Annotated in this window: 13 protein-coding genes; all 13 read right to left on the bottom strand. The window is 66.1% G+C overall.

What is annotated here, in order from left to right:
* Positions 1 to 208 precede the first annotated feature (208 nt).
* Positions 209 to 844 (bottom strand): TetR/AcrR family transcriptional regulator, encoded by a 636-nt coding sequence (locus tag O0880_RS10835; protein WP_289886435.1) that lies wholly within the window; start codon positions 842 to 844, stop codon positions 209 to 211.
* Between the two features lie 114 nt (positions 845 to 958).
* The gene (locus O0880_RS10830; protein ID WP_289886434.1) at positions 959 to 1,888 is read right to left on the bottom strand and encodes an electron transfer flavoprotein subunit alpha/FixB family protein; all 930 of its coding nucleotides are present in this window, start codon (positions 1,886 to 1,888) and stop codon (positions 959 to 961) included.
* Positions 1,888 to 2,643, bottom strand: coding sequence for an electron transfer flavoprotein subunit beta/FixA family protein (locus O0880_RS10825; protein WP_289887343.1), 756 nt, complete (start codon positions 2,641 to 2,643; stop codon positions 1,888 to 1,890). The genes O0880_RS10830 and O0880_RS10825 overlap by 1 nt, the downstream gene beginning before the upstream one ends.
* 37 nt (positions 2,644 to 2,680) lie before the next feature.
* Positions 2,681 to 3,187, bottom strand: coding sequence for a heme-degrading domain-containing protein (locus tag O0880_RS10820; RefSeq protein WP_289886433.1), 507 nt, complete (start codon positions 3,185 to 3,187; stop codon positions 2,681 to 2,683).
* On the bottom strand, positions 3,184 to 4,467 hold the full coding sequence (locus O0880_RS10815; RefSeq protein WP_289886432.1) for a glycerate kinase: 1,284 nt from the start codon (positions 4,465 to 4,467) through the stop codon (positions 3,184 to 3,186). The genes O0880_RS10820 and O0880_RS10815 overlap by 4 nt, the downstream gene beginning before the upstream one ends.
* 9 nt (positions 4,468 to 4,476) lie before the next feature.
* The gene (locus O0880_RS10810; RefSeq protein ID WP_289886431.1) at positions 4,477 to 5,418 is read right to left on the bottom strand and encodes an ABC transporter permease; all 942 of its coding nucleotides are present in this window, start codon (positions 5,416 to 5,418) and stop codon (positions 4,477 to 4,479) included.
* Positions 5,419 to 5,440: 22 nt separating this feature from the next.
* Positions 5,441 to 6,943 carry a sugar ABC transporter ATP-binding protein gene (locus O0880_RS10805; RefSeq protein WP_289886430.1) on the bottom strand — a complete coding sequence of 501 codons (1,503 nt, stop codon included), beginning with the start codon at positions 6,941 to 6,943 and terminating at the stop codon, positions 5,441 to 5,443.
* 5 nt (positions 6,944 to 6,948) lie between these two features.
* Entirely contained in the window at positions 6,949 to 7,920 is a 972-nt protein-coding gene (locus O0880_RS10800) for an ABC transporter permease (RefSeq protein ID WP_289886429.1), read from the bottom strand.
* 87 nt (positions 7,921 to 8,007) lie between these two features.
* Complete coding sequence (locus O0880_RS10795; RefSeq protein ID WP_289886428.1) at positions 8,008 to 9,126, bottom strand: sugar ABC transporter substrate-binding protein; 1,119 nt, start codon at positions 9,124 to 9,126, stop codon at positions 8,008 to 8,010.
* A 202-nt stretch (positions 9,127 to 9,328) separates the two neighbouring features.
* Positions 9,329 to 10,345 carry an aldo/keto reductase gene (locus tag O0880_RS10790; RefSeq protein ID WP_289886427.1) on the bottom strand — a complete coding sequence of 339 codons (1,017 nt, stop codon included), beginning with the start codon at positions 10,343 to 10,345 and terminating at the stop codon, positions 9,329 to 9,331.
* Between the two features lie 37 nt (positions 10,346 to 10,382).
* Positions 10,383 to 11,201, bottom strand: coding sequence for an aldo/keto reductase (locus O0880_RS10785; protein WP_289886426.1), 819 nt, complete (start codon positions 11,199 to 11,201; stop codon positions 10,383 to 10,385).
* A 25-nt stretch (positions 11,202 to 11,226) separates the two neighbouring features.
* The gene (locus O0880_RS10780; protein WP_289886425.1) at positions 11,227 to 12,291 is read right to left on the bottom strand and encodes an alcohol dehydrogenase catalytic domain-containing protein; all 1,065 of its coding nucleotides are present in this window, start codon (positions 12,289 to 12,291) and stop codon (positions 11,227 to 11,229) included.
* 25 nt (positions 12,292 to 12,316) lie between these two features.
* Positions 12,317 to 13,912 carry a GMC family oxidoreductase N-terminal domain-containing protein gene (locus O0880_RS10775; protein ID WP_289886424.1) on the bottom strand — a complete coding sequence of 532 codons (1,596 nt, stop codon included), beginning with the start codon at positions 13,910 to 13,912 and terminating at the stop codon, positions 12,317 to 12,319.
* Positions 13,913 to 13,918: the final 6 nt, after the last annotated feature.

Raw genomic sequence — 13,918 nt, 5'->3', positions numbered from 1 at the left:
AACGAAAACTAAGTTGAAGAGCACTTTTGATCCACCTGAGATGGTGCACACCTGAAGCGGACACATCTATAACGGCATGTATAGTCAAATCATGAGCATTGCGAAGCATGAAAGTTTTTCATTTTGCCATCATGGCCGGCGTAAAAAAGCCCGGCAGCACGACCGGGCCCTGAGTTTGCTGGCGGCACCGCCAGCCCGGTGCGCCGTTTCAGGCGGCCAGCAGGCGCCGGATGGTCTCGATATTGAATTGCAAACGGGCCTTGAGGGCACTGTCATCCGTGAAATTGAAGCCAAACAGCTGTGCACCCGTGTACTGGTTGGTCAGGTAATAATAGGAAATCGCCGCCAGGGTGATACACAGCTGCACCGGATCGACGCCGGCGCGGAAAGTCTGCAGGGCCACGCCACGCTCGAGGATGCGCGTGACGAGGGCCACGTAGCTGTCCTGCATTTCGCGCAAGCCGCTCTTGCCGTCCAGGTGGCGCCCCTTGTGCAGGTTGGCGCTGTTGACGAGGGTGATGAACTCGGGATTCTCGATGTAATAGTTCCACGTGAATTCCACCAGCTTGCTCATCGCCTCCATGGGCGGCAGCGCTTCCAGGTTCAGCTCCATTTCGCGCGTGCGGATGCTTTCATATTCCGCCGCGATGACTTCGGCGAACAGGTCGTCCTTGCCGCCGAAGTAATGGTAGATCATGCGCTTGTTCGAGCCGGAACGCTCGGCGATATCGTCGACCCGCGCGCCGCCCAGTCCGGCGGCGGCAAATTCCGCGCGCGCCGCCTGCAAGATGCTGTCCCGCGTCGCGTCCGCGTTACGTGGACGGAAAGCCATTTTCGTTCCCATGATTGCCTTGTTCCCTGTTGCCTGCGTTGTCGGCCGGTTATTGCCGATTCCCTAACCTTGCATTATAGCCGCCCATGCTGCCATATCGGCATGCGCGCGCATGCCGATGGCTACTTACAGGCCCGCCTGCAGTTCCGGCACGGCCGCAAACAGGTCCGCCACAAGGCCATAGTCGGCAATCTGGAAGATCGGCGCGTCAGGGTCGCTATTGATGGCGACGATCACCTTCGAATCCTTCATGCCGGCCATGTGCTGGATGGCGCCGGAAATCCCGACGGCGATGTACACCTGCGGCGCGACGACCTTGCCCGTCTGGCCGATCTGGTAGTCGTTCGGCACGTAGCCGGCGTCGACGGCTGCGCGCGAGGCGCCCAGGGCCGCGCCCAGCTTGTCGGCCAGCGGCGCCAGGATGGCGGCGTAATTCTCGCCGCTGCCCAGTCCGCGTCCGCCCGCGACGATGATCTTCGCCGCAGCCAGTTCGGGGCGCTCCGACTTGCTCATCTCGCGTCCTGTCAGGCGTGCCAGGGCCAGGTCAGGCGCCGGCGCGAGCGCCTCCACGACCGCATTGCCGCCCGCCCCTGCCGGCTCGAACGCCGTGCCGCGCACGGTGACGACCTTCACGCGGTCATGGCTGGTGACGGTGGCCAGCACGTTGCCCGCGTAGATGGGGCGCACGAAAGTGTCGGGCGAGAGCACGGCGCTGATCTCGGAAATCTGCGCCACGTCGAGCAGGGCCGCCACGCGCGGCAGCGCATTCTTGCCGTAGGTGCCGGCCGGGGCCAGGATATGGCTGCAGGGCGCGGCATGGGCAACGATCAGCGCGGCCAGGTTTTCCGCCGTCTGCGCCGCATAATGGGGGGCGTCGGCCAGCAGCACCTTGGCCACGCCAGCCAGCTGCGCCGCCTGGGCGGCGGCGGCCGCGCAATCGCTGCCGGCGACCAGCACGTGGATTTCGCCGCCGAGCAGGCTGGCGGCGCCCAGCGTATTCAAGGTGCTGGCGCGCAAGCTGTGGTGGTCATGTTCTGCAATAACAAGTATGGTCATCAGATTACCTTTGCCTGGTTTTTCAGTTTTGAGATCAGTTCGGCCACGTCGGCCACCTTCACGCCCGCCGCGCGCGCCGCCGGTTCGCTTACCTGCACCGTCGTATAGCGCGGCGCCACGTCGACGCCCAGCTGCTCCGGCGTGGTCGTGGTCAGCGGCTTCTTCTTGGCTTTCATGATGTTGGGCAGGGTCACATAGCGCGGCTCGTTCAGGCGCAGGTCGGCGCTGACGACGGCCGGCAAGCGCACTTCCAGCGTTTCCAGGCCGCCGTCCACTTCGCGTCGTACCTGAACCGTGCCCTGTCCGGCCGCGATATCGATGCGCGAGGCGAACGTCGCCTGCGGCCAGCCCGCCAGCGCCGCCAGCATCTGCCCCACCTGGTTGGCGTCATCGTCGATGGCCTGCTTGCCGCACAAAACCAGCTGCGGCGCTTCGGCGTCGCACACGGCCTTGAGCAGCTTGGCCACGGCCAGCGGCTGCAGTTCGCCGTCGGCCTGCACCAGGATGGCGCGGTCGGCGCCGATGGCCAGCGCATTGCGCAAGGTATCCTGGCAGGCGGCCACGCCGCACGACACGGCCACCACCTCGGTGGCGATGCCAGCCTCTTTCAGGCGCACGGCCTCTTCGACGGCGATTTCATCGAAGGGATTCATGCTCATCTTGACATTCGCCAGCTCCACGCCGCTGCCGTCGGCCTTGACGCGCACCTTCACGTTGTAATCCACTACCCGCTTGACGGGGACCAGAATCTTCATCATTGCTCCAGGGGTTATCAAATCAAGTCAAATTGCGTCACATCGCAGGCACGGCATCGAGCGCGATGCCGGCCAGGGGGATATCGAGCATGCGTGCCAGCGCTTCCACCACCAGCGCATGGTCCTCGCGCTCGGGCGCGCCGGAGACGGTGACGGCGCCGACCGCGCCCAGGCCCTGCAGCAGCAAGGGGAAGCTGCCGCCATGAATGGCGTAATCGCGCAGGGGCTGGCCCGACTCCTGCTCCAGGCTTGCTCCCTTCAATTGCGCGGCCAGGCCGACGGCATACGAACTCGTATGCAGCATTTCCACGGTATTGCGCTTGCGGCGCGCCCAGTCCGCGTTATTCGGCGAGGCGCCCGCCATGCGGCTGTAAAACACCGTGTCGCCGGCCAGGCGGATCTCGATGGCCAGCGCCAGCCCCCGCTCTCCTGCCATGCGACGCAGATCGGCGCCCAGCTGCCACAGCTGCTCCACATCCAGCGCGGGGAAGCGCAGGCGCCGTTCCTGTTCGGCGATCAGCGCCAAGTCTGTTTCCATCGTCATGCCTGCTCCTTTTTGCCTGGCAGGGCCTCGATCAGCACGGCCCTGACATCGTTGATATTCGTGTGCGTCGGCCCCGTCACGACGGTGCTGCCCAGCGCAGCGAAGAAAGTAAAACTGTCGTTGTCCTGCAGGCTGGCCGCCGGATCCAGGCCGCGGCTGCGGGCCTGCGCCAGCAAGCCGGGATGGATGCAGGCGCCGGCCGCCGCGCCGCTGCCATCGAGGCCGTCCGTGCCGGCCGACAGCGCGTAGATGCCCGGCTGGCCGTCGACGGCGATGGCCAGTGCCAGCGCGAACTCCGTGTTGCGCCCGCCCCGCCCCTGCCCCCTGACCGTCACCGTCGCCTCGCCGCCTGACAGCACGATGCACGGCGCCGCGAACGGCTGGCCGCGGCGCTGCACCTGGCGCGCGATGGCGGCATGGGCCAGCGCCAGGTCGGCCGCATTGCCTTCCATCGCGTCCGACAGGATATGCACGGGCCAGCCGCGCGCGCGGGCCAGGCTGGCCGCCGCTTCCAGGCCATCCTGCGCGCAGGCGACGATGGCCTGCGTGTGGCCGGCAAAGCGGGCATCGCCAGGCTCGGGCGACTCCAGCGCGCCCGCTTCCAGCGCCGCGGCCAGGCCGGCGGAGATATCCACGGCATAGCGGCGCAGCACGGCCAGCGCCTGTGCACAGGTAGATGGATCGGGCAAGGTGGGCGCCGAAGCGATCAGCGCCGCCTCGTCGCCGGGAATATCGGAAATGAGCAGGGTCGCCACCCTGGCCGGCCAGGCTTGCGCGGCCAGCCGCCCTCCCTTGATGGCCGACAGATGCTTGCGCACGGTATTGATTTCGCGGATCGTCGCGCCGCGCCGCAGCAGCGCATCGGTGATGGCGCGCTTCTCGTCCAGACTGACGCCATCGAACGGCAAGGCGCACAGGGCCGAGCCGCCGCCGGACACCAGGGCGATCACCAGGTCGTCCTGCGTCAGGCCCGTGACGGCCTGCATCAGCAACCGGCCCGCCGCCACGCTGCTGTCGTCCGGCACCGGATGCGACGCTTCCACCTGGCGTATCGATTTCAGGGGCAAGGTGGCGCCGCGCGGCACGGCCACCACGCCGCTCAAGGGACCGTTCCAGTGCGCTTCGAGCGCCTGCGCCATGGCGGCGGCGGCCTTGCCCACGCCAACCACCACCGTCCTGCCGGCAGGTTTGGGCGGCAGATGCGCGGGCAGCACCCGCATGGGATCGGCAGCGGCCAGCGCCGCGCCATATAACTCTTTCAATAGTGCGATCTGTTCCACGTCCGCTCCTTATTTGACCGTCGCCAGCTTGCTGCGGTCTATCGTCAGGGCGATGGCGACGATCAGCATCAGGCCGAAGACGAATTGCTGCGACTGCGCAGGCACCTCCAGGTACACCATGCCCGTGCGGATGACGGCCACGATCAGGGTGCCGATGACGGTATTGAGCACGCCGCCCACGCCGCCCGAGAGTGAGGTGCCGCCCACCAGCACGGCCACGATGGCCGGCAGCAGGAAGCCTTCGGCCACGTTCGGGCCGCCGCCTGCCAGCCGCGCGGCGAAGATCAGGCCCGCGCCTGCGGCCAGCAGCCCGGAAATGGCGTAGGCGGCGATCTTGTAGCGGTCGACGCGGATGCCGGACGCCAGCGCGGCCAGCTCGCCGCAGCCGATGGCTTTCAGGCTGCGGCCGAATGTCGTGCGGCGTTCGAGGAACAGCAGCGCGGCCAGCAGCACCACGGCAATGATGACTTCATTCGGCACGGCGCCCGTCACGCCGTAGATCCAGCCAAAGCTGCGTTCGCGCAGTTCGCCGTCCATCGACACGGACTGCTGCTTCGATACGTAGGCGCCCAGCGACAGGGCGATGCCGCCCACGGCCAGGGTGGCGATAAAGGATGGCACTTTCAGCTTGGTCGACGCCACACCCGAGACGCCGCCCAATAGCCCGCCGGCCAGCAACACCAGCAAGGCGGTCCAGGGGCCGCACGCGGGCAAGGCGACGGTGGCCAGCACGGTCGCCATGTTGGCCAGCGATTGCGATGACAGGTCGATGCCGCCGATGTAAATCACCAGGGTGATCCCCAGCGCCATGACGAACAGGGCGGCGACGTCGGAAGCCATCTGCAGCAGGTTGGCCGGCTGCAGGAAGGCCGGGTGGACCAGGCTGACCAGCAGGGCCAGCACCACCAGGGTCATCCACGGAAGGTGGGCACGCAGTTTTTCAATATTCATGGTTGTCTCGAAAGTCAGTGGATCAGGTCATCTGGTGGACCAGGTCGAAGGGCACCGGCTTGCTGCCCGGCGCGCAGTCGAAGCGGTGGCGGATGCGCTTGTCCTTGAGCACCAGGATGGTGTGCGACAGGCCGATGGCCTCTTCCAGGGTATCGGCCATCAGCAGCACGCCACAGCCGTCCGCGCACATTTCGCGGATGACTTCATAGATGCCTTCCTTGGCGCCGATGTCCACGCCGCGCGTCGGATGGTCGAGCAGGATGATGTCCGAGCCGCCGCTACGCCATTTGGCGATGACCACCTTTTGCTGGTTGCCGCCCGATAGCTTGCCTGCGTTGGCGTGCACGGACGGCGCCTTGATGGCCAGGCGCGCCATCCACTGCGCCGCCGTGGCCCGTTCCGCCCCCACCCTGAGCACCCCGCCCCGGCTGTACCTGCCCAGCTGCGACAGGGTCATGTTCTCGAACACGGACATGCCGTCGACGATGCCCTCGATCTTGCGTTCGCGGGGAATGTAGCCCATGCCGCTGGCGACGGCGCGCGCCGCGCTGTGTCGCGCCACCGGCCGGCCCTTGATGCGCAGGCTGCCCGACGTGGACTGTTCCAGGCCGAACAGAGTGCGCAGGATGGCCTCGCCGCCCGAGCCTTCCACACCCACCAGGCTCACCACCTCGCCCCGGTGCAGCTTGAAGCTGATGTCGTCGTAGTGGCCCCTGCTGCACAGGCCCTGCAATTCGACCAGCACCTCCTGGCCGCGCGGCAGCTGCTTGTCCTCGCGGTAGTACTCGACGCTGATGTCGCGTCCCACCATCTTTTGCTGGATCTGCTCGACCTGGGCGCCTGCGCTGTCCATGGCGGCTACCACTTCGCCATCCTTCATCACGTAGATGCGGTCGGCGATCTCGATGACTTCATCGAGCCGGTGCGAGACGAAAATGAACGCGGCACGGCTGCGCAGCTCGCGTATCAGCTTGAACAGCAGCTGCGTCTCCTCCTTCGACAGCACCGACGTCGGCTCGTCGAGCAGGATCACCAGCTGGCCGTCGACGCGCTCTTCCAGCGTCAGCACCTTGGCCAGCTCCACCATCTGACGCTGCGCGAACGACAGGCGGGCCGTGATGGTCTTTGGGTCGATGTCCAGGTGCACCTTGTCCAGCTGGCGCCTGGCGGCGGCGGCCATCTTCTTCCAGTCGATCACGCCGCAGCGCGAAAACTGCGTCTCGAAGCCGAGGAAGATATTTTCCATCACGCTCAGGTTGGGCAGCAGCGACTGCTCCTGGAAGACCATGCCGATGCCGGCGATCATCGCTTCGCGCGGGTTGGCGAAGCGCGTCGCCTTGCCGTGGATGAGGATTTCGCCGCCGTCATGCTGGTAGCTGCCGTACAGGACCTTCATCAGGGTCGACTTGCCGGCGCCGTTTTCGCCCACCAGGCCGATGATTTCACCGCTGCCGACATGGAAATCGACGCCTTTCAGGGCGCGCACGCCGGGAAACGATTTTTCTACTTTGCGAAATTCAAGCATGACGGTCACTTTACGAAGGAGATCGATTTGCGGTCGGTCGACAGCACCACCGCGATGATGACGAGCAGGCCCAGTACGCCGTCCTGCAGGTAGCGCGGCAGGCCGGCGACCACCATGCCATTGCTGATGACGTTGACGATCAGCACACCGGCCACCGTATTCCACACTCCGCCGCTGCCGCCCAGCAGCGTCGTGCCGCCGACCACCACCGAGGTGATCGAGACGAACATGTAGTTCGAGCCCGTATTGGCTTCGGCGATGCCCAGGCGCGCCACGGCCAGCAACGCGGCGGCAGCATAGAACATGCCGGCCAGGGTGAAACCGAGCACGCGCACGCGGCGCACGTTCAGGCCGGAGGCATGCGCCAGGTGCTCGCCGCCGCCCACCGCATAAAAATTGCGGCCCAGGGTGGTCTTGCGCTGGATGAACCAGGCCAGCAGCACGGCAACCAGGCCCACGTAAGCCATCAGCGGAAAGCCGAAGAAGCGCTCGAGCAGCAGCGCGCGGAAGACGTCGTCCTCGATGCGGATACGCTCGCCGCTGGTCATGAGCACGGCGATGCCCGTGCCGACGAAGCCCATGGCCAGGCTGGACATGAAGGACGGAATCGACAACTTGACGTGCACCAGGCCATTCACGTAGCCGAAGACGGCGCCGGTCAGGATGGCGGCCGGCAGCGCGACCCAGGCCCAGCCTTCGGCCAGGTGCCCGCCCAGCGCCAGGAACAGCCAGCCGAAGACGACGGCCGTGGTGGACACGATGCCTTCCATCGACAGGTCGATGGAGCCCATGATGATGATGAAGGTGACGCCCAGCGCCACCAGCAGCGCCGGCGTGGCCGCGATCGACATGCGGGCGAAGTTGGCCAGGCTCAGGAAATTCGGATTGATGATGGTGAAAAACGCCACCAGCGCGGCCAGCACGATGGCGGGCGACCATTTCCAGAGGATGTCATACGGTGAGACGGTTGATGTCATGGCAGAACCTTAGAACACAGTACAGGGACGTGCGCCCGCGGCGGCGCGCGCGGATGCTCTGCGCGCGCGGCGGCAAGACGACTGGAATCAGGCGCGGATCGGTCCCGTGGTCGGGCTCCAGAAATCGGTCCAGTCGTATTTAGGAAGGCTGCCCGACTGATACTTTTTCTTGAACGCCTGGGCGTCCTTCTGCGTGATGAGGATGGTGGGGCCATAGAACTCGCGGTGCGCCTTCGGCTCCTTCGATGGCTTGAAGGTGCCGATGGCCGCGTGGTAGGCCAGCGCGGCGGAAATGCCGCCCGCCCATGGCGGATTGGTGAAGCAGGTTGCCAGCAGTTCGCCCTTCATGACCAGGTCGACCGCCTGCGGATTGCCGTCGTAGGCCACCACGGGCAGCTTTTTGCCCTCGGCGCGCAGCGCTTCCAGGATGCCGTAGGCCATGGAGTCGTTGGCGCTGAAGACGCCCGTGATCCTGTCGCCGAAGCGCGTCAAAAAGCCCTGCATCACTTCATTCGCCTTTTGCGTGCTCCAGTCGGCAGGCTGGTAGTCGAGCAACTGCACGTGCGGGAAATCCTTGAGCGCCTTCATCAGGCCCTTGCGCCGTTCAATGGCAGGGCCGTTCGCGGGAATGCCGCCGATGCCGACGATGGCGCCCTTGCCGCCCATGGCGTTGAGCAGGATGCGCGCCGTCTTCTCGGCCGGCTCGACGTCGGACCAGGTCATGTGCGAGACCCAGTTGTCGCCGAAATCCCACGGATGCAAATCGTCCGTCTTGTTCCAGATGGTCGAGACGAAAGCACCCGCCTTGACCACCGACTCCACCACCGGGCGCGCATTCGGCGCGTCGTTCGGATCGCAGGCGATGGCGCACTTGCCGCCTGTCTTGGCCAGGAAGGACTTGATGTCGGCCAGCGACTTTTCGCTGCTGCCGTTGTTGATCAGATGCGCCAGGTCGGTTTTTTTCATGCCCAGGCTTTCGACGAACGCTTCGCCGCCGGAGACCAGCTCGTTCCAGTACGGGTTGCTGCGGTCGCGGTAGCTCCAGGCCATCGGCAGGCGCTGCGCGGGTCCGGCCGCCATGGCAGGCAAGCCCATGCCCAGTGCCGCCACGCCAGCCAGGCCGGCCGCGCTGGCCAGCAGGAACTGGCGCCGGGTGCTGACTTCACGCTCGATGAATGTCTTGATGAATGCGTTTTCGTTTTCCAATGTCGTCTCCATTTGGTGGTTCCCCGATCGTTGCGGGGGTGGGTTTTTCTTGAAACCGGTCTATCGCCAGAGCATCACATTTAAGTAACTCCCTAGATAGTTACTATAAACCGCAAATCCTGCGATTGCAACCGGAATATCGTTCATTGTTGTGGAGAGCACTCCCGGCCGCCGCCGGGAGCCTGGCCTGCCCCGTCTATGCTCAGGCGGGCACGGGCGCGTCCTCGCGCAGCAAGCCCTGGCGCTTCAGTTCCGCCCAGAAGGCGGCCGGAATCGGCGCCGAGAACCAGTCCAGATTCTGCCGCAGCTGTTCCACCGTGCGCGTGCCGGCCGTAAACGAGGCGATGGCCGGGTGGGCGACGACGAACTGCAGGGCCGCCGCCGGCAGCGGCACGCGGTACTCGCGGCAGACGACTTCGATGCTTGCCACGCGTTCGAGGATGGCGGCCGGCGCGGGCGCATAGTTGTATTTCGCGCCCGGCGTGGCGCCCGTGGCCAGTATGCCGGAATTGAAACCGCCGCCCACCACCACGCTGGCGCCCCGCTCCTGGCATAGCGGCAGGAATTCGTCGAGCGCCGTCTGCTCGAGCAGGGTGTAGCGCCCGGCCAGCAGGAAGCAGTCGAAATCGTGGCGCCGCAGCGCCGCGTGGCACACTTCCCACTCGTTCACGCCCACGCCGATGGCTTTCACCAGTCCCTCCGCGCGCAGGCGCTCGAGCGCGCGCCAGCAGCCGTCCATGGCTTGCTCGAACATGCGCGGCTGGTCCGCGCCATGCGTGTACACGTCGATATCGTGGATGAAGCAGATATCCATGCGTTCGAGCGCCAGGCGCTGCAGGGAGTCGTCGAAGGCGCGCAGGGTGCCGTCATAGCTGTAGTCGAAATGGCTGCTGAACGGCGCGGCGTCGACCCACGGGCCGAAATCGATGCTGGCGCGCGGCGCCGGCTTCAGCACGCGCCCGACTTTCGACGCCAGCACGAAATCGTCGCGCGTCTTCGCGCGCAGGTTGTGCCCCGTGCGCAGTTCGGCCAGGCCGTGGCCGTACATGGGCGCCGTGTCGAAGAAGCGCACGCCTGCGTCCCACGCCGTGTCGATCATCTGCGTCGCTTCCTGCTCGCCGATGGGCTGGAAGATATTGCCGATCGGCGCCGTGCCGAAGGCAAAGGCGGTGACCTCGAGATCCGTCTTGCCGAAGCGGCGTTTTTCATCTGGCTGCATTGCTTGTCTCCTGCTATGGGTATGGAAAATGAGGGACTCAGTCCCACTCGGGCGCCCAGGATATTTTCTCCCTGTTGACGACGCGGAAATTGGTGCCGGCCAGCGCATCGATGCGGGCCATGTCGACGCTGGACAGGGTGTAGTCCATGACGTCGAAGTTGGCGGCGATATTCGCCGGCTTGGTGGACATGGTATTGAACGCCACGCCCTTTTGCAGTATCCAGCGCAGCACCACCTGCGCCGCCGACTTGCCGTACGCGGCGCCGATCTGGCCGAACAGCGGATACTTGAACACTTCGCCGCGCGCCACGGAGCAGTACGACGACAGCGGAATGCCCGTCTCGGCGGCGGCGGCCAGCAGCACGCGCTGGTCGAGCAGCGGGTGGAACTCCACCTGGTTGGTGACGAGGGGACGCGCCACCAGCTGGCGCGCGCGGCGCAGCATGGCGGCCGTGTAGTTGCTCACGCCGATATGCTCGGCCAGCCCCGCTTGCGCCGCCTGCTCCAGCAGGGCCAGCGACGGCGCGATATCGCCATCGGCGGGCGCCCAGTGCAGCAGCAGCACGTCGAGCCGCTCCACCTGCAGTTTTTTCAGGCTGTCTTCCACCGATGGCAGGAAGCGCGCGGCGGAAAAATTTTCCAGCGCGACCTTGGACGTGATGCACAGGCGCTCGCGCGGCACGCCGCAACCGCGCAGCGCCAGCCCGACATCCGCCTCGTTGCCATAGCCCTGCGCCGTGTCGAAAGCGCGGTAGCCCGCCGCCACGGCGGCGTGCACGGCCAGTTCCAGTTCCCGCCCTTTCAAGGGGAAGGTGCCGAAGCCCCGCTCCATGCCTGGTTCAAAATACATGCTCATGCTCTCTCCTGTCTGGCAACCGGCATCAGCCGACGGCGATCTGCACCTTGTTGATGCGCTTGTCGGCGATGAAGGCGGCCATGGCTTCGGCGATGCGTTCGAGCGGATACACGGTTTCCACGAAGGCGTCCAGGTCCACCCGGTCATGCGCGATCAGGGTCATGGCGTCGTGCATGTCGTCGCCCATGCCGGCCACGCTGCCCTGCAGTCCCAGCTCCTTGAGCACCACCTTGAACGGCGCGTAATGGGCATGGGCGCCCTGGTCGCACAGGCCAAAGGCCAGCACGCGGCCACCGGGGCGCACCAGGTCGAATGCCTGCTCGTACAGCGCCGTCAGCCCCACGGATTCGATGACCAGGTCCGCGCCCCTGCCCTGCGTGGCCTTCTCCACCACGTCGGCCAGGGTCGACGCGTCGCTGACGACGTAGTCGGCGCCGCTGGCCTTGGCCCAGGCCGCCCGCTCGGGATTCGGGTCCGAGACGATGATGGGCGCGGCACCGGCCTGGCGCGCCACCTGCAGGTGCAGGTTGCCGATGGGCCCCGCGCCGAGGATCAGCACCGATTCGCCCAGCTGCAGCCGGCTGCGCCTGACCGCGCGCACGATGCACGACACCGGCTCCGTCAACGCCGCCAGTTCGATGGCCGTGTCGCGCGCGACGGGCACGATATGGCTGGCCGGCACGCGCACGTATTCGGCCAGGCCGCCATCGACATGGATGCCGATCTGTACCATCGTGGGGCAATTCATCACTTCATTCTTGCGGCAATAGAAGCAGCGCCCGCAACCGACATTGATGTCGGCCGTGACGCCCTGCCCCAGCGCCAGGCCGGTGACGGCATCGCCCAGGGCGGCGATATGGCCGGAAAATTCGTGGCCGGGAATCAGGGGCAGGCGATCGCTCGAATATTTGCCGTGATAGATATGCATGTCGGTGCCGCACAGGCCGCAGCGCTTGACCTTGATCAGGACATCGTCGGGGCCCGGCACCGGCAGCGGCACCTCGCGCAGTTCGAACTGCTCCGGCGCCACCAGCACGGCCGCCTTCATGGTCTTCGGCAGCGGTGCAGCCATTTCCCGCAAATGCGTCATCTTGTCTCCTTTTCTTGGATTATTTTCAGCGCGCCGCGCGTATCAGGTCCGCCGCCTTTTCGGCGATCATGATCGAGGGCGCATTCGTGTTCGAGCTGACCAGGGCCGGCATGACGGAGCTGTCGCAGATGCGCAAGCCGGCGATGCCGCGCACGCGCAGCTGCGGGTCGACGACGGAGGCCCGGTCGCCGCCCATGCGGCAGGTGCCGACCGGGTGGTACGAGGTGCGGCCGTACTGGCGCGCATACGCTTCCAGCTGCGCGTGGCTCTGCACGCCGTTGCCGGGAAAATGCTCCTTTTTCACGTACTTGCCCAGCGCCGACTGGGCGAAGATCTCGCGGCTGATGCGCACGCCCTCGATCGACGTGCGCAAGTCGTATTCGTGGCCGAGGAAATTCGGGTCGATGACGGGCATGTCCTGCGCGTCGGCCGAACGCAGGGTGACGGAACCGCGCGCCTTGGGCCGCACCGTGTAGGAATTCATCGTCACGCCGGAGCCGGATGCGATCTTCGGCACGCCGTCCTCGACGCCGGCGCCCACCAGGAAATGGAACTGCAAGTCCGGCGTGGCGGCTTTCTCGCCCGGCTGCTGCGCATACCAGAAGGCCCCACCTTCGACGATATTCGACGCCACCGGGCCTTTCTTGAACAGCAGGTATTCCAGCCCCGCCCACAGCATCCAGTGGGGCTTGGCGTACTTGTCGAAACTGTAGGGGCCATTCAGTTCATACACGATGTCGATGCCGAAGTGGTCGTGCAGGTTGCGCCCCACCTCCGGCAAGTCCGCCTGCACGGCGATGCCCAGCGCGCGCAATTCGTCGGCCGGTCCCAGTCCCGACAGCAGCATCAGCTTGGGCGAACCGATGGCGCCGGCCGTCAGCAGCACCTCGCGCGCCGCGCGGATCACCACCCGGCTCCCCCGCTCGACGATTTCCACGCCGACGGCACGCTGGTTTTCGATGACGATGCGCTGGATCTGCACGCCCGTGCGCACCGTCAGGTTGGGTCGCCCCATGGCCGGGCGCAGATAGCCTGCCGCGGCAGAGCAGCGCCGCGCCTGGCGCGTGGTGGTCTGGTAAGGGCCGGCCCCTTCCTGCTTCGCGCCGCTGAAATCGGGGTTGTAGGGCATGCCCATCTGCTGGCACGCCTGCACGAAGGCGCGCGTGATGGGCTGCGGCGTCGGCGTCGACACGCCCAGCGGGCCGCCCACGCCGTGCAGCGGGCCAGCCAGGGTGTCGTTGTCTTCCGAGCGCAGGAAGTACGGCAGCACCTCGTCGCCCGACCAGCCAGTACAGCCAAAGTCGCGCGCCCAGGCGTCATAGTCCTCGCGGCAGCCGCGCGTATAGATTTCCGCATTGATGGAACCGCCGCCGCCAAGCACGCGCGCCTGCGCATACGGTATCTCCCGGTTCATCGCGTGCCGCTGCGGTGCCGTCTTCAAGCCCCACGTCATGGGGCCGCCCGTCATCTTGTAGAAGCCCACCGGCAGGTGGATGTAGGGATTGGTATCGGCCGCTCCCGCCTCGAGCAGCAGCACGCGCACCTCGGGCGCTTCGGACAGCCGCGCCGCCAGCGCGCAGCCGGCCGAACCGCCGCCGGCGACGATGTAGTCATAGTCCATGGCCGC

The sequence above is a fragment of the Janthinobacterium sp. SUN118 genome (genome assembly GCF_030397695.1).
In the GTDB taxonomy this organism is placed as follows: domain Bacteria; phylum Pseudomonadota; class Gammaproteobacteria; order Burkholderiales; family Burkholderiaceae_D; genus Janthinobacterium.
This window is presented reverse-complemented; position numbering and strand designations above follow the sequence as displayed.